Origin of the sequence: Plantibacter sp. MPB07 (assembly GCF_046619465.1) — a bacterium.
GTDB lineage: Bacteria > Actinomycetota > Actinomycetes > Actinomycetales > Microbacteriaceae > Plantibacter > Plantibacter auratus.
Genome location: NZ_CP177043.1, coordinates 3,939,045 through 3,955,946, shown reverse-complemented (window position 1 = coordinate 3,955,946; position 16,902 = coordinate 3,939,045). Strand labels below are relative to the sequence as shown.

The following is a 16,902-nucleotide window of genomic DNA, read 5'->3' as shown; positions in this document are numbered from 1 at the left end:
ACCACCCGGCCACCCGAGCAGCACCCCGGTCCCCCGAGCACCACCCCGGTCCCCCGAGCACCACCCCGGTCCCTGAGCTTGTCGAAGGGCCACGAACAGGAAGACACCTCATGAGCGCTATCGAACGCGACGTCGTCATCATCGGCGCCGGGGCCTCCGGGCTCACGGCCGCCACCAAGCTCCGCGCGGCGGGCCTGTCCGTCGCCGTCCTCGAGGCGCGCGACCGCGTCGGTGGTCGCCTCTGGACGAACCACATCGACGGAGCCATGCTCGAGCTGGGCGGCCAGTGGGTCTCCCCCGACCAGACCGCGCTGCTCGCCACGCTCGAGGAGCTCGGACTCGACACCTACTCCCGCTACCGCGAGGGCGACAGCGTCTACGTCGATGCCGAGGGCGTGCGCACCCGCTTCACGGGCGACATCTTCCCCGTCGCCGAGTCGACCGCGGCCGAGATGGAGCGACTCATCACCCTCCTCGACGAGCTCGTGGAGGAGGTCGGCGTCACCGAGCCGTGGGCGCACGCCCGGGCGAAGGAGTACGACCGCATCTCGTGGAGCGCCTGGCTCGCCGAGCAGACGGACGACGTCGAGGCACGCGACAACATCGCCCTCTTCATCGCCGCCGCGATGCTCACGAAGCCCTCCCACTCCTTCTCGCTCCTGCAGGCGCTGCTCATGGCGGCGTCCGCCGGCAGCTTCACCCACCTCGTCGAGGCCGACTTCATCCTCGACAAGCGCGTCGTCGGCGGCCTGCAGCAGGTTCCGATCAAGCTCGCCGAGGCCCTCGGCGACGACGTCCACCTGTCCTCGCCCGTGCGTCGCCTCGAGTGGTCCGACGCCGGCGTCTCGGCCGAGGCGGACAGCGTGACGGTCAACGCGCGGTACGCGATCGTCGCCGTCCCGCCGAACCTCTACTCCCGCATCGACTTCCAGCCGCCGCTGCCGCGCCTCAGCCACCAGATGCACCAGCACATGTCGCTCGGGCTCGTCATCAAGGTCCACGCCGTGTACGAGACGCCGTTCTGGCGCGAGGACGGCCTGTCGGCGACCGCGTTCAGCCCGTACGAGCTCGTCCACGAGGCCTACGACAACACGAACCACGAGGACCCGCGCGGCACGCTCGTCGGGTTCGTCTCGGACGAGCGCGCCGACGAGGTCTTCAAGCTGAGCGCCGAGGAGCGCCGCGAGCGGATCCTCACCTCGCTGTCCCACTACTACGGCGAGCAGGCCCTCTCGCCGGTCGTCTACTACGAGAGCGACTGGGGCAGCGAAGAGTGGACGCGCGGCGCGTACGCGGCGAGCTTCGACCTCGGTGGACTCTCGCGCTACGGCGCCATGCAGTCGACGCCGGTCGGTCCGATCTTCTGGTCGACGAGCGACCTCGCCGCCGAGGGCTACCAGCACGTCGACGGCGCGATCCGCAAGGGCGCCGACACCGCGGAGGCGATCATCGCCCGCCACCAGGCGTAAGCGTCTCCCGGTTCCTGAGCCTGTCGAAGGGCCTCGGTCCCTGCCCTTCGACAAGCTCAGGAACCGCGTGTCGAAGGGCGCTCCGCTCCCCGCCCACCGCCTCCGGTCCCTGAGCACCACTTCCGGTCCCTGAGCACCACTTCCGGTCCCTGAGCTTGTCGAAGGGCCACCCCCGTCGATACCCTGCACCAACGAAACACCCGCACACCGCCGTGCATCCTGGTCCCGGTTCCTTAACCGGCGGTTCCTGAGCTTGTCGAAGGGCAGGAACCGCCATCACACGCTCGCACCCGATCGAAAGCGAACACCAGATGAGATACATCGTTGGCTACACCGATACGCCGGCGGGACGCGACGCGCTCGCGCTCGGCATCCGGATCGCTCGGACCACCGGCGCCCGGCTCGACATCGTCCTCGTGCTCGCGAACGAGGAACGCCCGACGATCACCCCGGCCGATCCCGGCTACGAACGGTTCCTCCGTGAGACGGCCGAACGCTGGCTCGCCGAGGCGCTCGACGCGGTCCCAGCCGACATCACGGCCAAGACGCACCTCGTGTACGACGAGTCGTTCGCGGAGGGCCTCCTGGAGGCCTCCCGCATCCTCGAGGGCGGGCTCATCATCATCGGTGCGGCGCGCGGCGGACTCCTCGGCCGGTTCACGCTCGGCAGCGTCGCGAACACGCTCCTGCACTCGGCGGTCGTCCCGGTCGCCCTCGCTCCGGTCGGCAGCCGCGACCTCCTCGACGCGCAGCCCACCGGCGGCACGGTCAGCCGGATCACCTGCGCGATCGGCACCCGGGCCGGCGCGCACCAGCTGCTCGACGCGGCCATCGTCGTCGCCAAGAACGCGGTCATCCCGCTCCGCCTGGTCTCGCTCGTCGCACTCGACCAGCCGGAGGGCGCCGAGCACCCCGAGGCGACCGCCCGGGCCGAGTCTCACGCGGCGGAAGTCCTCGCCTACGCGACCGAGCACCTGCCGAAGGACATCGACGTGACCACCGAGATCGCCTCGGGCACCCGCATCGAGGACGCCGTCTCGCACCTCGAGTGGAAGCCCGCGGAGATCGTGCTCGTCGGTTCCAGCCGACTCGCCACCCCCAAGCACCTCTTCCTCGGCTCCACGGCAGCGAAGATGCTGCGTGAGCTCCCCGTGCCCATGGTGGTCGTGCCCCGCGACTCCGTGCTGACCCTCGGAGACCCGACATGACTCCTCCCGAAACCACCCCGCCGCGCGACGTCGCCCACCCCGAGACGACCGCGACGGGCGCCCTCTCCAAGAAGGGCCTCGGCGCCGGCACCGTCGGCCTCGTCGGCGCGATCGTCATCGGCATCTCGTGCATCGCCCCGGCGTACACGCTGACCGGTGCCCTCGGTCCGACCGTCGCGGAGGTCGGCACCCACGTGCCGGCCATCTTCCTCGTCGGCTTCATCCCGATGCTGCTCGTCGCCTTCGGCTACCGGGAGCTCAACAGCCGCATGCCGGACTCCGGCACCTCGTTCACCTGGGCGACGCGCGCGTTCGGCCCGTGGGTCGGTTGGATGGCCGGTTGGGGCCTCATCGCCGCGACCATCGTCGTGCTCTCGAACCTCGCGGGCATCGCGGTCGACTTCTTCTACCTGATGCTGTCGCAGATCTTCCAGAACCCCGACATCGCCGGTCTCACGTCGAACCCGTTCATCAACGTCATCACCTGTCTGGCGTTCATGCTCGGGGCGACGCTCATCTCCTATCGCGACATGCAGACGACGCAGAAGCTGCAGTACGTGCTCGTGGGCTTCCAGTTGCTCGTGATGGTGCTGTTCGGCATCGTCGCCTTCGCGCACGTCGCGGGCGGGGACGCGTTCGACGCCCTCCCGATCTCGCTCGACTGGTTCAACCCGTTCGCCGTCGGGTCGTTCAGCGCATTCGCCGCCGGCCTCTCGCTCTCCATCTTCATCTTCTGGGGTTGGGACGTCACGCTGACGATGAGCGAGGAGACGAAGGGGTCGAGCTCGACGCCAGGCAAGGCCGCCACGGCCACGGTCGTCATCATCGTCGTCCTCTACCTGTTCCTGTCGGTCGCGCTCATCAACTACGCGGGCGTCGGCGACGGCGAGTTCGGGCTCGGCAACGAGGACATCCAGGGCAACGTGTTCTTCTCGCTCGCGGGGCCAATCCTCGGTCCGCTCGCGATCCTCGTGTCGATCGCGGTGCTGTCGTCCTCGGCCGCCTCGCTGCAGTCGACGTTCGTCTCCCCCGCGCGGACCCTGCTCGCGATGGGGCACTACGGCGCGCTGTCGCCGAAGTTCTCGAAGGTGCACCCGAAGTTCTTCACGCCCGGCTACGCGACGATCGTCTCGAGTGTCGTCGCGTCGGTGTTCTACGCGGTCATGCGCTTCATCTCCGAGGACGTGCTCTGGGACACGATCACGACCCTCGGCATGATGATCTGCTTCTACTACGGCCTGACGGCGTTCGCGTGCGTCTGGTACTTCCGGAAGCAGTGGTTCTCGAGCGCACGGAACTTCTTCTTCCAGTTCTTCTCCCCGCTCGTCGGCGGTCTCATCCTGGGCGTGCTCTTCTTCACCACGATCATCGAGAGCGCCGACCCCGACTACGGCAGCGGGTCGAACATCGGCGGTGTCGGACTCGTGTTCATCCTCGGCATGATCATCATCGTGGCGGGCATCGTCATCATGCTCATCCAGGCGAAGCTCCGACCGGACTTCTTCCGCAACAAGACGCTCGCCCGCGGCATCGCCGGCGACGCGAACGAAGCGGACGCCGCCCTCCCGGAATGACCCGATGACCACGACGCCCGTCCGACGCGCCTCGTCGGACGGGCGTCGTGCGCTCGGCGCTAGACTGTTCGCATCCCCGCCGCGTCGCAACGAAAGAGACCTCCGTGCCGACCATCGTCGTAGAAGTCATGCCGAAAGCCGAACTGCTGGACCCCCAGGGCAAGGCCGTCGCCGGCGCCCTCGCGCGTCTCGGCAAGAGCGAGTTCACCGATGTCCGCATCGGCAAGCGCTTCGAGCTCACGGTCGACGGCCCCATCACCGACGCCACGCGCGCCACGGTGCAGCAGATCGCCGACGACATCCTCTCGAACGCCGTGATCGAGGACGTCGTGGCCATCCACTACCCCGAGGGCTCCGAGGCATGACGACCCGTATCGGTGTCATCACCTTCCCCGGTTCGCTCGACGACCGCGACGCCCAGCGCGCGGTCCGCATGGCGGGTGCCGAGCCCGTCGCGCTCTGGCACGGCGACCACGACCTCCAGGGTGTCGACGCCGTCATCCTGCCGGGTGGCTTCAGCTACGGCGACTACCTCCGCGCCGGCGCGATCGCCGCAGTCTCGCCGATCATGACCGAGCTGAAGGACGCCGCTGGCAAGGGCATGCCGATCCTCGGGATCTGCAATGGCTTCCAGATGCTCGTCGAAGCGCACCTGCTGCCCGGTGGCCTCATCCGGAACGCCCACCAGCAGTTCATCCGTCGCGACCAGCTACTCACGGTCGAGAACGCCGACACCGCCTGGACCCACCAGTTCTCGAAGGGGCAGGAGATCACCATCCCGCTCAAGAACGCCGACGGCGGCTATATCGCCGACGCCGAGACCCTGGCACGCGTCGAGGGCGAGGGCCTGGTCGCCTTCCGCTACGCGGGCGTGAACCCGAACGGTTCGCTCGACGACATCGCCGGCCTCACGAACCCGGCCGGCAACGTCGTCGGGCTCATGCCGCACCCCGAGCACGCGATCGAGCCGGGCTTCGGTCCCGACACCCCGCTCGCCATGCGCTCCGGTGTCGACGGTCTCGCCTTCTTCACGAGCGCTGTGCAGGCCCTCCAGGCGGTCTAGCCAACACACGTCGTCTCCACGCCCGTCCCGATCCGTCGGGGCGGGCGTGTTGCGTCGGTGGAGGGATCCCGCAGCGCCGCCCAGGTCCCTGAGCGCCGCCCGGTCCCTGAGCCTCAATCCGATCCCTGAGCCCCACCCCGGTCACTGAGCCCCAATCCGGTCACTGAGCCCCAATCCGGTCACTGAGCCCCAATCCGGTCTCTGAGCCTCAACCCGGTCCCAGAGCGCCAATCCGGTCCCCGAGCCCCAATCCGGTCCCTAAGCCCCAATCAGGTCCCTAAGCCCCAATCCGGTCCCTGAGCTTGTCGAAGGGCGGCCCGCACCACCGGCTACCATCGACACTGGTCGGACCAATCGAGGGGGCAGCATGGCGGAGCCGCTCGAAGCGCTCGTGGCGAGGCTCGTTGAGCTGGCCACGCCGGAGCCCGGCACCACCGCGCGGCGCCTGCCTCCGGAACGCGAGCTCGGCGAGGCACTGCAGATGAGCCGCGGCGCCCTTCGCGAACAGCTCGCGGTCCTCGAACGGCTCGGCTTCCTCCACCGCACCCAGGGTCGGGGCACCTCCATCGACGCTCCGGGCGACGACTTCGTCCGCAGTTGGTTCACCATCTCCCGTCAGCTGGGCTACCTGTCCGACGATCAGTTCGCCCGCTCGCGCATGATGCTGGAGGAGACCGTCGCCGAGGCGGCGGCCGGGCTCGTCACCGACGAAGCGGTCGCGGTGCTGCGCGACGACGTCGACCGCATGATCGCCGCGACGCTCGCCGGGGATCACGATGCGGCGCTCGAGGCCGACGTCGACTTCCACAGCCGACTGAACGCCATCGTCGACGACCCGATCTTCCGACTCATGCACGAGGGCTTCAGTCACGTGCTGCGCGAGACGATCCGGCAGCGTCGACTCCGCGCGATCGAGGTGGAGCAGCCGGACGAGCGTGGCGTCCGGCGGACCGACAGCGTGCACTACGCCGTCGTCGACGCCCTGGCCGCTCGAGACGCCGAGGCCTCCCGACGCGCGATGCGCCGGCACTTCGAGGACTGGTTGCAGCTCGAAACCGACGACGGCGCGAGCTGACGCGTCGCGACCCCGACGCCGTCCGGCAACCTCAGCCGATCCCTGAGCCTGTCGAAGGGCCCGCGGAACACATCCAAACCGGCGCACCCTCCCACTCACCAACCCCGTCGACGAGCAACCCTTCCCCGCTCCCTGAGCTTGTCGAAGGGCCAACGATGGAACCCCGCGAGTCCGGCCACACCCCTCCGGCCTCCGAGTCTGTCGAAGTGCCCACGTCAGCACTTCGACAAGCTCAGTGACCGGAAGAGGTGCATGCGAAAACCCTCCGGTCCCAGAGCAACCCCCCCGGCCCCTGAGCAACCCCCTCCGGCCCCAGAGCACCCCCTCCGGCCCCAGAGCACCCCCTCCGGCCCCAGAGCACCCCCTCCGGTCCCAGAAGCACCCCCTCCGGCTCCCTGAGCTTGTCGAAGGGCACGCGGAGAACCTTGCGAATCCGGTACGCCTCCTCCGCTCCCTGAGCCTGTCGAAGGGCCCACGAGGGAGCTCCTGTGCTCCAGTGATCTTCTCCCGGTCCCTGAGCTTGTCGAAGGGCCCACGAGCAACTTCCACAACCGGGCCGACTCAGCATCTGGAATGTCAGTGGTCCATGATGGACTGAAGTCATGACCGAGACCACTTCCGCAGCGATCCGCGCGAGCGACGAGCACGCCGCGCAGCTTGCGGAGTTCTCGGATCACTACGCGCACATCCAGCGTCGGCGTGCTGGTCTGGACGCCGAGGAGGCTCGGTTGCTGGCCCGTTCCGCGGCCTACGCCGACGCGCTCGCGGACTCGGTCGTTCCGGCCGTGTTCCCGCCGGCCGAACGGCAGGCGCTCTCGCGCCGCTCGACCTGCGCGGCCCTCGCGATGGCGACGCGCACTCCCGAGCGGACGGTCCAGCGGGCGACGAACGACGCGGAACGGCTCGTCAATGACGCACCCGCCGTGCTCGCCTCGCTCGAGGCCGGTCGCATCTCGGCCCGGCACGCGCAGACGATCATCGACCAACTCAGTGACGTGCCGACCGCAGGACGGGCGGCGTTCCTCGCTGAGGTACTACAGGTCGCGGAGGAGACGACCAACGCGAACCTTCGCAGGCGCGCTCGTGTCCTGCGGGAGCGCCTCCACCCCGAATCGATCACCGCCCGAGCGGTCCGCTCCGAAGCCGACCGCCGGGTCGAGTTCGAACCCGAAGCCGACGGCATGGCGTGGGTGCACTTGTTCACCACGGCGCCCATCGCGCAGGGCATCGTCGAGCGCGTCGAAGCGGCCGCGGCGGAGTCACGCAAGGCGGGCGACACTCGCACCTGCGCTCAGCTGCAGGCGGATGCCCTCGCGGCGCTCGCGCTCACCGGTGTGACCCCGGAAGACGTGATGTCGAGCCGGGTGCTTCCGCATCCGATCGAGGTCCAGGAGCACATCAAGCCCACCGTGCAGATCACCGTCCCCGCGCTCACCGTGGCCGGCGTCTCCGACGCACCCGGCATGCTCGACGGCTACGGTCCGATCGACCCCGAGACCGCCGCCCGCATCGCGGTGAACGCGCCAAGCTTCACCCGGATCCTCGTCCAACCCGAAACCGGCGCGATCCTCTCCGTCGGACGCAACCAGTACCGCGTTCCCGCCGACCTGCAGCGCGCAGTGCGCCTCCGGGACGGCACCTGTCGCGCACCAGGCTGCGGCAGACGCGCCCGGGCCTGCGACCTCGACCACTCGGTTGCCTGGGAGGACGGCGGGGCAACGGATGTCGGCAATCTCGCCTGCCTGTGTCGACATCATCACCGGATGAAGCATCTGCCCGGATGGAACCTCGACCACGGACCCGGCGGCGTCCTCGACTGGACGACACCCGACGGGAAACACCATCGAACGGAACCGGACCCCGCACCGTTCTGACCCCCGCCGGTCCCTGAGCCCGTCGAAGGGTTCCTCGTGGGCACTTCGACAAGCTCAGTGACCGGAAGAGGTGTACCCGGAACGACGAGGAGTCCTCGTGGGCACTTCGACAAGCTCAGTGACCGGCAGAGGTGAACCCGGAACGCTTCGGTACACGAGCCAGTCGAAGGGTTCCTCGTGGGCACTTCGACAAGCTCAGTGACCGGGCTGGCCTGTGCTCGCACGCTTTCGGTCCCTGAGCCTGTCGAAGGGCACTCGGGTCGCGCCGCCTCGATGAGCGGGAAAGGTTCACCCGGATGGCCCGGTCCCTGAGCCCGTCGAAGGGCAGCCGAGCCGCGCCACCTCGGCCATCGGGCTAGGGTTCCCCGAATCACCCTCGATCGCTGAGCTGCGCCGCAGTGCGCCTGTCGACGGGTCCTCGGGGGCATTTCGACAAGCTCAATGGCCGGAAGGAGCCGCGTCCCCCGTGTCGACGGGCAGCCGGGCGCCCACCACCGGGCGCTTGCCCGTGTCGACACCGGCAGCTACGATTGGTCCAACCAATCGCCCGGAGGACGCCATGGCATCGACGCCACTGCCCGCACGCACCATCACCTTCGTCGGTATCGGCGCGATCGGCCTGCCGATGGCCACCCAGCTCGCCGCGGCCGGCCACCGGGTCACGGGCGTCGACCCCTTCCCCGCCGCACGGGAACGCGCGGCCGGCGCCGGGATCAGCGCGGTCGGATCCATCACCGAGGCACCGCAAGCCGACACCGTCGTGGTCATGGTCGCGACGCCCGACCAGCTCGCCGAACTCGTCACCCTCGCCCTCGCCGACACCGATCCCGCCGGCCAGACCTGGATCATCATGAGCACCGTCGGCCCCGCCTCCGTCGTCGAGCAGGCCGCCCGTCTCGAAGCCGCGGGCGCAGCGGTCGTCGACGCACCGGTCACCGGCGGCGTGGCACGCGCCAGCACCGGCGAGCTCACCATGTTCGTATCCGGATCCCCCGCCGCCACCGCGGCCGCAGCGGAGCCGCTCGCCGCCCTCGGCACAGCCAGGCTCGTCGGCGAAGCCATCGGCGACGGCCAGGCGATCAAGGTCGTCAACCAGCACCTCTGCGCGGTGCACATCGCCGCTGCCGCCGAAGCCCTCGCCCTCGCGTCCTCGCTCGGACTCGACCCGGCGGCCGTCCTCCCCCTCGTCGAGTCCGGTGCAGCCGCGTCCTGGATGCTGTCGGACCGCGGACCCCGCATGCTGCAGGACACCGATGCCCCGGTGATGAGCCGCGTCGACATCTTCGTCAAGGACACCGGCCTCGTCGCCGATGCGGCGAGCGCCGCCGGAGCCGCGACCCCCGTCCTCGACGCGGCGCGCGAACGCTTCCTCGCCGCTGCGGCGTCCGGCCTCGGCGCACGCGACGACTCCCGCGTGATCGAGACCTACCAGGATCCCCACGCATGAAGACCCTCATCCTCGACGACGACCCCACCGGCACGCAGTCGGCCTCCGGCGTCGACGTCCTGCTGGAGTGGGACGCCGACCTCATCGAGCAGGCCCTCGGCGGAGCCGACGCGGTCTACCTGCTCACCAACACCCGCGCCGTCCCGGAGGACGAGGCCGTCGCGCTCCTGGAACGCACCCGCGAGCAGGCGGCGGAGGCCGGCCGTCGTCTCGGAGAACGCATCCACATCGTCCTCCGAGGTGACTCGACCCTGCGCGGGCACGTGTTCGCCGAGACCGCCGTCTTCACCGGGGACCGCAGCGTCATCGTGTTCGTCCCGGCCTTCCCGGAGGGCGGGCGCACGACGATCGACGGCACCCACTACGTCCGGATCGGTGACGAGACACTGCCGGCCCACGAGACGGAGTACGCCCAGGACCCCGTCTTCCCGTTCCGCTCGGGACACCTGCCGGACTACGTGCGCGAACAGTCCGGGCGGGAGGCCACCCACTTCGGTCTGGCGGGTCTCCGCGACGGCGCCGCCGAGTTCCGCGCAGCTCTCCGCGAAGCCGTTCCCGGAACGGTGCTCCTTCCGGACGCGGAGACGGGAGACGACGTCCGGATCATCGCGCAGGCCATCACGGCGGCCTGGGCCGACGGAGCCGACGTGGTCGTCCGGTCAGCGTCACCCCTCGCTGCGGCCATCGCGGGCGTCGAGAGCGACGGCCTCCTCCCCTCGCCGCTCGTCGCGAAGCCGGTCGCCGCGCTCCTCGTCTGCGGCTCCCACACCATCGGTGCGACTCGACAGCTCGCGCCCGTCGAGGCGGCGTTCGGCCCCGCCGAGATCGTCCCCACGAGCGACGCCCTCCAGGATGCCGTCGCCACCGGACGGGCCGTGGCGGACGCCGCTCGAGCGCGACTCACCGCGACGGGGTTCGCCGCGATCTCGTCCGAGCGGGAACGGGACGCCTCGCACAACACGCTCGACCACGGCGAGCGGGTGATGATCGCGCTGACGTCGGCGACCGCCGCGCTCCGACGATCGGTGGAGGTCGTCGTGTCGAAGGGCGGCATCACCTCCGCCGAGGTCGCCCGGGTCGGACTCGGCGCCAGACGCGCGCGCGTCCTCGGACAGGTGCTGCCCGGGGTCTCGGTGTGGAGCGTGGTGACACCCGAGGACGAGGAGAAGCTCTACGTGGTCGTCCCGGGCAACGTCGGCGACCCGGCGACGCTCGTCGACGTCCTCGCAGCGCTCGGCCGGACCGCCTAGCGTCCGAGGATCTCCGACGCGTTGTGGTCGATCCACGCCATCAAGGGCATCAGGTGCTCGTTGAGGTCGCGACCCCGGTCGCTCAGGCTGTACTCGACACGGGGCGGGATCTCGGGGTGCGCGACGCGGACGACGAGGCCGTCCTCCTCGAGCGTGCGGAGCGTCTGGGCCAGCATCTTCTCGCTGATCCCCTGGACCACCCGTCGCAGCTCACCCCAGCGATGGGTGCCGTCGGACAGCGCCAGGAGGACGAGGACGCCCCACTTGCTGGTCACGTGGTCGAGCACCGTGCGCGAGGGGCAGGCGGCAGGCAGGATGCCGTCGGTGAATCCGGGGCGTCTTCCCAGCCGCGTGTCTACGCTTGTCATGGCTCATTCCTTACTTATCGGACAGTAGCTTACCTCAAAGTGGGTACTGCAGATCGGGAAGTAATGTGATCGGAAGCGGGTTCCTCCTCAGCGAACCCCATCGAAAGGACCCTCACATGTCTCTCGTCGTCACCGGAGCCACCGGCCAGCTCGGCCACCTCGTCGTCGAGCACCTGCTCGCCCGCGGCACCGACCCCGCCACCATCGTCGCCACCGGCCGCCGGACCGAGGCGCTCGCCGATCTCGCCGCGCAGGGCGTCCGCACCGCCAAGGTCGACTTCGCCGACCCGGCCACTCTCGACGCCGCCCTCGAGGCCGGCGACACGGTCCTGCTCGTCTCCAGCAGCGAGGTCGGCCAGCGCGTCGCCCAGCACGCCGCGGTCATCGACGCCGCCAAGCGCGCCGGCGTCGCCCGCCTCGTCTACACGAGCGCGCTCCGGGCCGACACCTCCCCACTGATCCTCGCCCCCGAGCACAAGGCGACCGAGGAGCTCATCCACGCGTCCGGCCTCCCCTTCACCATCCTCCGCAACGGCTGGTACACCGAGAACTACGGCCAGTCCGTCGACCAGGCCAAGGCGACCGGATCGTTCGTCGGGAGCGTCGGCGACGGTCTCGTGTCGAGCGCGTCGCGTACCGACTACGCGGAGGCGGCCGCCGTCGTCCTCACCACCGACGGACACGAGGGCAAGGCCTACGAGCTCGCCGGCGACGTCGCGTGGTCGCACAACGAGCTGGCGCAGGCGATCGGCGAGGTCGTCGGCCGCGAGGTCGTGTACCAGGACCTCTCCCCCGAGGACCACCTGACGGCCCTGCTGGCCGCCGGTCTCGACGAGGGCACCGCGGGATTCGTCGTCGCCCTCGACGGTAACACCCGTGACGGGCTCCTCGCCGACACGAGCGGCGACCTCGGTCGGCTGATCGGGCGTCCGACCACGCCCCTGATCGAAGGACTGCGCACGCTCGTCGCCTGAGCCGCGTCCACACCTCCTGCAATCAGCCGGGCCCGGAGCACATGCTCCGGGCCCGTTCGCGTGCGCTGACGCCACGGCTGGAGGAATCCGTTGCAGAAACGCGATCCGACGCACGAATCCGTCACCTCGATCCGGGTTATGCTCTCGATACCGCTAGCGCGCCGAGGATGACGCGCCGGCCAGACGGCACCACCGACGCTTCGAGCAGGTGATATGACGAGCAACGCGGACACGGTCTTCACCGGAGGCACCGTCTTCCGGAACGCCCTGCTCACGCCGCAGACCGGTGCCGTCGCCGTCTCCGACGGCCGGATCGTCGCTCTCGACGCCGACGCACACGCGGCGATCGGTCCCGACACCGAGATCGTGGACCTCCGAGGCGGTCTGCTGCTCCCCGGCTTCGTCGACGCGCACGTCCATCCGATTGAGGCCGGACTCGAACAGCTCGCGTGCGACCTGTCGGCCGAGCGCACCCCCGAGGGGTACCTCGCCACGATCGCCGCCTACGCCGAGGCCCACCCCGAGCGCCCGTGGATCGTCGGCGGCGGCTGGCAACAAGCCGCCTTCCCCGGCGGCACCCCGCTCGCCGCTGACCTCGACCGGGTGGTGCCGGACCGCCCCGTCTTCCTCCAGAACCGCGACCACCACGGTGCCTGGGTGAACACCGCGGCACTCCGCCTCGCCGGCATCGACGACACCACACCGGACCCCGCCGACGGCCGGATCGAGCGGGACGCGGACGGCACCCCGAACGGCATGCTCCACGAGGGTGCCCGCTCGCTCGTGTCCCGGTTCGTCCCCGTCGACACCGACGAGGACGTCGCGGCAGCCCTCGTCGCAGCCCAGCAGACCCTCCACGGCTTCGGCGTCACCGGCTGGCAGGATGCGATCGTCGGCGACTACGGCAGTCACACCGACACGAGCGACGCCTACCTGCAGGCGATGGCGGACGGGTCACTCACCAGCGACGTCGTGGGGGCGCTCTGGTGGGACCGGGATCGTGGACTCGAGCAGATCGACGAACTCATCGCACGCCGCGACGCGATCGCACGCCGCGCCGCAGCCCTCGGGACGACGACCGGGCGCTTCACGGCGGGCACCGTCAAGATCATGCAGGACGGCATCCCCGAGAACCGGACCGCCGCGATGATCGACCCCTACCTCCGCACCTGCCACTGCGGAGAGACCGCGCCCGAGCGCGGCATCTCCTTCCTGGAGCCCGCGACCCTCGTCGAGGCGGTCACGAGGCTCGACGCCGCCGGATTCCAGGTCCACTTCCACGCGATCGGCGACCGGGCGGTCCGCGAGTGCCTCGACGCCCTCGAGGCCGCGCGGGAGCGCAACGGCGAGAGCGACAACCGGCACCACATCGCGCACGTGCAGATCGTCCACCCCGACGACCTGCCACGGTTCGCCCGACTCGGCGTCACGATGAACATGCAGGCGCTCTGGGCCACGTGGGAGCCCCAGATGGTCGAGCTGAACCTGCCCCTGCTCGGCGAGGATCGCGCCTCCTGGCAGTATCCGTTCGGCGATGCGGCACGACTCGGCACCCTGCTCTGCGCCGGATCGGACTGGCCCGTCACGACCCCCGACCCGTGGCAGGCCCTGCATGTGGCGGTCAACCGGACGCTCCCGGCCGACGATCCCGACCACCACCCCGAACCGCTCAACCCGGGACAGTCGCTGACGCTCGGGGCGGCGATCGCCGCGTACACGCACGGGTCCAACCGGATCGACCACCGCGACGACACCGGAGTGATCGAGGTCGGCGCCGTCGCAGACCTCGTCCTCGTCGATCGCGACCCGTTCGCCGGCCCCACCACCCAGATCGCGCACACCAGGACCGTCGGGACCTGGATCGCCGGACGCCGCGTCTTCACCTCCACCACCACATCAACCGAGCAAGGAACCTGACATGAAGAACCGATACCTGCTCCCGGCCGCACTCACGGCCGCCGCCGCGCTGCTGCTCACCGGCTGCGTCAACAACGAGGTCGCCACACCCGACGCCACCGGCTCAGCTGCCGCGGTGACCATCGACAAGGCCGCCGAGGCACTGCTCCCCGACGACATCCGTCAGGCCGGCAAGCTCATCCTCGGCACCGACGCGACCTACGCGCCCAACGAGTTCAAGGACGCGAACGGCGACCCGATCGGGTGGGAGATCGAGCTCGCCGACGCGATGGCCGGCAAGCTCGGCCTCACCACCGACTACCAGGTGGCCAAGTTCGACAACATCATCCCGAGCATCACCGGTGGCAAGTACGACGTCGGGCTGTCGTCCTTCTTCGACACCAAGGAACGTCAGCAGCAGGTCGACATGGTCGACTACTTCACGGCCGGGATCCAGTGGGCGACCCTCGCGGGCAAGTCCGTCGACCCCGACAACGCCTGTGGGCTGAAGGTCGCCGTCCAGAACGGCACGACGGAGGCCCTCGACGACGTCCCCGCCAAGTCGCAGGCCTGCACCGACGCCGGCAAGCCCGCGATCGAGGCCCTCGGCTACGACACGCAGGACGAGGCGACGGCAGCGGTCACGCTCGGCCGCGCCGACGCGATGACCGCCGACTCCCCGGTCGTGCAGTACGCCGTGCAGCAGAGCGACGGCAAGCTCGAACTGTCCGGCGACGTGTACTCCACGTTCCTCTACGGCATGCCGATCGCCAAGGATCGTGGCGACCTCGGCAAGGCCCTCCAGGCCGCCCTGCAGTCCCTCATGGAGGACGGCACCTACGGCTCGATCCTGAGCAAGTGGGGCGTCGAGTCCGGCGCCATCGACAAGATCGACATCAACGGCGCGACGAGCTGACCGTGAGCGACTCCAGAACCACCGGAACGGCGTCCGCGCCCCCGGTGCCGTTGAAGGTCGTCAAGCTCCGCCATCCGTGGCGGAACGTGTTCGCCGTCATCATCGTGCTGTTGCTCGTCGCCTTCGTGGTCGACGCGGCGACGCGACCGGCGTACGACTGGCCGGCCGTCGGCAAGTACGTCTTCGACCGGCGGATCACCATGGCAGCGCTCATCACGCTGCAGCTGACGGTGTACTCGATGATCGGCGCCATCGTCCTCGGCGTCGTGCTCGCGATCATGAGACTGTCGCCGAACCCGGTGCTCAAAGCCATCGCATGGGGCTTCGTCTGGCTGTTCCGCGGGACGCCGGTCTACGTGCAGCTGGTCTTCTGGGGCCTGCTCGCGACGATCTACCCGACGCTCAACATCGGACTGCCGTTCCTCCCGCCGATCGCGCAGCTGCCGACGGACGCCGCGCTGAACACGTTCTGGATCGCCGTCATCGGGCTGGCGCTCAACGAGGCCGCCTACATGTCGGAGATCGTGCGCGCCGGTCTGCTGTCGGTGGACCGCGGACAGGAGGAGGCGTCGACGGCGCTCGGGATGAGTTGGGCGCAGACGATGCGGCGGGTCATCCTGCCGCAGTCGATGCGGATCATCATCCCGCCGACGGGCAACGAGGTGATCTCGATGCTCAAGACCACCTCGCTCGTGACGGCCGTCCCGTTCACGCAGGAGCTCTACACGAGGTCGCGGGACATCTCGTCCGAGACGTTCAACCCGATCCCGCTGCTCATCGTCGCGTCGCTCTGGTACCTGCTGTTCACCTCGATCCTGATGGTGGGTCAGTACTTCCTGGAGAAGCGGTTCGCGCGCGGGCTCACCAGGATCGACGCGGGGGCACCGGTCACGACCGAGGCCATCCAGGTCCAGGAGGCCGAGGCGCGCGCCAAGCAGAGTCCTGCCGACGGCGAGAGCGGAGAACGACGATGACGATCACGGACACGACCGACATGGTCCGCGCGGAGGGCGTGGTGAAGTCCTTCGGCTCGAACACGGTTCTCAAGGACATCTCGCTCACGGTACGACGCGGCGAGGTGATGTGCCTGGTCGGGCCGTCGGGCTCCGGCAAGTCGACCTTCCTGCGCTGCATCAACCACCTGGAGCGGGTCGACGGCGGACGGTTGCTCGTCGAGGGTGACCTCATCGGATACCGCGAGCGGGGTGACAAGCTCTACGAGTTGAAGCCCAAGGAGGCGGCGAAGCAGCGGCGCGACATCGGCATGGTGTTCCAGCGGTTCAACCTGTTCCCCCACATGACGGCGCTCGAGAACATCATCGAGGCACCCATGCAGGTGAAAGGCCAACGGCGAGCGGTCGCCGAGCAGCGCGGCCGGGAACTTCTGGACCGGGTCGGTCTGAGCGACAAGGCGGCGGCGTACCCCGGCCACCTGTCAGGCGGTCAGCAGCAGCGGGTCGCGATCGCGCGGGCCCTCGCGATGGACCCGAAGCTCATGCTGTTCGACGAGCCGACCTCGGCACTCGACCCGGAGCTGGTCGGCGAGGTCCTCGACGTCATGAAGGGACTCGCGAAGGACGGCATGACGATGATCGTCGTCACGCACGAGATGGGGTTCGCCCGAGAGGTGGCCGACTCGCTCGTGTTCATGGACGGCGGCGTCGTCGTGGAGACGGGAGCGCCCCGCGAGGTACTCGCCAATCCGCAGCACGCCAGGACGCGCGCGTTCCTGTCGAAGGTGTTGTGAGCACGAACGCCGCCCGCTCTCCCAGACCTGGGCGAGCGGGC

At 69.6% G+C, this 16,902-nt stretch carries 15 protein-coding genes; 14 read left to right on the top strand and 1 reads right to left on the bottom strand.

What is annotated here, in order from left to right; translation table 11 throughout:
* Nucleotides 1-110 precede the first annotated feature (110 nt).
* The 9 genes from ACLIME_RS18525 (at nucleotide 111) to ACLIME_RS18485 (ending at nucleotide 10,960) form a co-directional block, all read left to right on the top strand.
* Nucleotides 111-1,469, top strand: coding sequence for an NAD(P)/FAD-dependent oxidoreductase (locus ACLIME_RS18525; protein WP_314139949.1), 1,359 nt, complete (start codon nucleotides 111-113; stop codon nucleotides 1,467-1,469).
* A 311-nt stretch (nucleotides 1,470-1,780) separates the two neighbouring features.
* Entirely contained in the window at nucleotides 1,781-2,677 is an 897-nt protein-coding gene (locus ACLIME_RS18520; RefSeq protein ID WP_086474644.1) for a universal stress protein, read from the top strand.
* The gene (locus tag ACLIME_RS18515) at nucleotides 2,674-4,251 is read left to right on the top strand and encodes an APC family permease (protein WP_079705048.1); all 1,578 of its coding nucleotides are present in this window, start codon (nucleotides 2,674-2,676) and stop codon (nucleotides 4,249-4,251) included. Before ACLIME_RS18520 ends, ACLIME_RS18515 begins: the two co-directional genes overlap by 4 nt.
* Before the next feature lie 104 nt (nucleotides 4,252-4,355).
* On the top strand, nucleotides 4,356-4,616 hold the full coding sequence (purS, locus tag ACLIME_RS18510) for a phosphoribosylformylglycinamidine synthase subunit PurS (RefSeq protein WP_064294182.1): 261 nt from the start codon (nucleotides 4,356-4,358) through the stop codon (nucleotides 4,614-4,616).
* Nucleotides 4,613-5,314 (top strand): phosphoribosylformylglycinamidine synthase subunit PurQ, encoded by a 702-nt coding sequence (purQ, locus tag ACLIME_RS18505; RefSeq protein WP_064294181.1) that lies wholly within the window; start codon nucleotides 4,613-4,615, stop codon nucleotides 5,312-5,314. Before purS ends, purQ begins: the two co-directional genes overlap by 4 nt.
* A gap of 367 nt (nucleotides 5,315-5,681) precedes the next feature.
* A complete protein-coding gene (locus ACLIME_RS18500; protein ID WP_124768647.1) occupies nucleotides 5,682-6,389 on the top strand; it encodes a FadR/GntR family transcriptional regulator in 708 nt (235 codons plus the stop codon).
* 602 nt (nucleotides 6,390-6,991) lie between these two features.
* Complete coding sequence (locus tag ACLIME_RS18495) at nucleotides 6,992-8,263, top strand: DUF222 domain-containing protein (RefSeq protein WP_411557869.1); 1,272 nt, start codon at nucleotides 6,992-6,994, stop codon at nucleotides 8,261-8,263.
* Between the two features lie 559 nt (nucleotides 8,264-8,822).
* Complete coding sequence (locus tag ACLIME_RS18490) at nucleotides 8,823-9,710, top strand: NAD(P)-dependent oxidoreductase (protein WP_411557868.1); 888 nt, start codon at nucleotides 8,823-8,825, stop codon at nucleotides 9,708-9,710.
* A complete protein-coding gene (locus tag ACLIME_RS18485; protein ID WP_411557867.1) occupies nucleotides 9,707-10,960 on the top strand; it encodes a four-carbon acid sugar kinase family protein in 1,254 nt (417 codons plus the stop codon). Before ACLIME_RS18490 ends, ACLIME_RS18485 begins: the two co-directional genes overlap by 4 nt.
* Here ACLIME_RS18485 and ACLIME_RS18480 read toward each other — a convergent pair.
* A complete protein-coding gene (locus ACLIME_RS18480; RefSeq protein ID WP_411557866.1) occupies nucleotides 10,957-11,328 on the bottom strand; it encodes a winged helix-turn-helix transcriptional regulator in 372 nt (123 codons plus the stop codon). The two genes, ACLIME_RS18485 and ACLIME_RS18480, sit on opposite strands and share 4 nt — an antisense overlap.
* 116 nt (nucleotides 11,329-11,444) lie before the next feature.
* Between ACLIME_RS18480 and ACLIME_RS18475 the strand changes: the two genes are divergently transcribed.
* The 5 genes from ACLIME_RS18475 (at nucleotide 11,445) to ACLIME_RS18455 (ending at nucleotide 16,861) form a co-directional block, all read left to right on the top strand.
* Nucleotides 11,445-12,302, top strand: coding sequence for an SDR family oxidoreductase (locus ACLIME_RS18475; protein WP_411557865.1), 858 nt, complete (start codon nucleotides 11,445-11,447; stop codon nucleotides 12,300-12,302).
* Between the two features lie 213 nt (nucleotides 12,303-12,515).
* Nucleotides 12,516-14,219: an amidohydrolase gene (locus tag ACLIME_RS18470; protein ID WP_411557864.1), complete on the top strand. Its 1,704-nt coding sequence runs from the start codon at nucleotides 12,516-12,518 to the stop codon at nucleotides 14,217-14,219.
* A gap of 1 nt (nucleotide 14,220) precedes the next feature.
* Nucleotides 14,221-15,114 (top strand): ABC transporter substrate-binding protein, encoded by an 894-nt coding sequence (locus ACLIME_RS18465; RefSeq protein ID WP_411557863.1) that lies wholly within the window; start codon nucleotides 14,221-14,223, stop codon nucleotides 15,112-15,114.
* A gap of 2 nt (nucleotides 15,115-15,116) precedes the next feature.
* Nucleotides 15,117-16,088: an amino acid ABC transporter permease gene (locus ACLIME_RS18460; protein WP_079705041.1), complete on the top strand. Its 972-nt coding sequence runs from the start codon at nucleotides 15,117-15,119 to the stop codon at nucleotides 16,086-16,088.
* Entirely contained in the window at nucleotides 16,085-16,861 is a 777-nt protein-coding gene (locus ACLIME_RS18455; protein ID WP_274598595.1) for an amino acid ABC transporter ATP-binding protein, read from the top strand. Before ACLIME_RS18460 ends, ACLIME_RS18455 begins: the two co-directional genes overlap by 4 nt.
* The last annotated feature ends 41 nt before the right edge of the window (nucleotides 16,862-16,902 follow it).

Bases quoted from the DNA above. Each gene is read 5' to 3' on its own strand.
- ACLIME_RS18525 (WP_314139949.1), top strand. From the start codon at position 111: ATGAGCGCTATCGAACGCGACGTCGTCATCATCGGCGCCGGGGCCTCC.
- ACLIME_RS18515 (WP_079705048.1), top strand. From the start codon at position 2,674: ATGACTCCTCCCGAAACCACCCCGCCGCGCGACGTCGCCCACCCCGAG.
- ACLIME_RS18500 (WP_124768647.1), top strand. From the start codon at position 5,682: ATGGCGGAGCCGCTCGAAGCGCTCGTGGCGAGGCTCGTTGAGCTGGCC.
- purQ (WP_064294181.1), top strand. From the start codon at position 4,613: ATGACGACCCGTATCGGTGTCATCACCTTCCCCGGTTCGCTCGACGAC.
- ACLIME_RS18495 (WP_411557869.1), top strand. From the start codon at position 6,992: ATGACCGAGACCACTTCCGCAGCGATCCGCGCGAGCGACGAGCACGCC.
- ACLIME_RS18490 (WP_411557868.1), top strand. From the start codon at position 8,823: ATGGCATCGACGCCACTGCCCGCACGCACCATCACCTTCGTCGGTATC.
- ACLIME_RS18470 (WP_411557864.1), top strand. From the start codon at position 12,516: ATGACGAGCAACGCGGACACGGTCTTCACCGGAGGCACCGTCTTCCGG.
- ACLIME_RS18465 (WP_411557863.1), top strand. From the start codon at position 14,221: ATGAAGAACCGATACCTGCTCCCGGCCGCACTCACGGCCGCCGCCGCG.
- ACLIME_RS18520 (WP_086474644.1), top strand. From the start codon at position 1,781: ATGAGATACATCGTTGGCTACACCGATACGCCGGCGGGACGCGACGCG.
- ACLIME_RS18485 (WP_411557867.1), top strand. From the start codon at position 9,707: ATGAAGACCCTCATCCTCGACGACGACCCCACCGGCACGCAGTCGGCC.
- ACLIME_RS18480 (WP_411557866.1), bottom strand. From the start codon at position 11,328: ATGACAAGCGTAGACACGCGGCTGGGAAGACGCCCCGGATTCACCGAC.
- ACLIME_RS18455 (WP_274598595.1), top strand. From the start codon at position 16,085: ATGACGATCACGGACACGACCGACATGGTCCGCGCGGAGGGCGTGGTG.
- ACLIME_RS18475 (WP_411557865.1), top strand. From the start codon at position 11,445: ATGTCTCTCGTCGTCACCGGAGCCACCGGCCAGCTCGGCCACCTCGTC.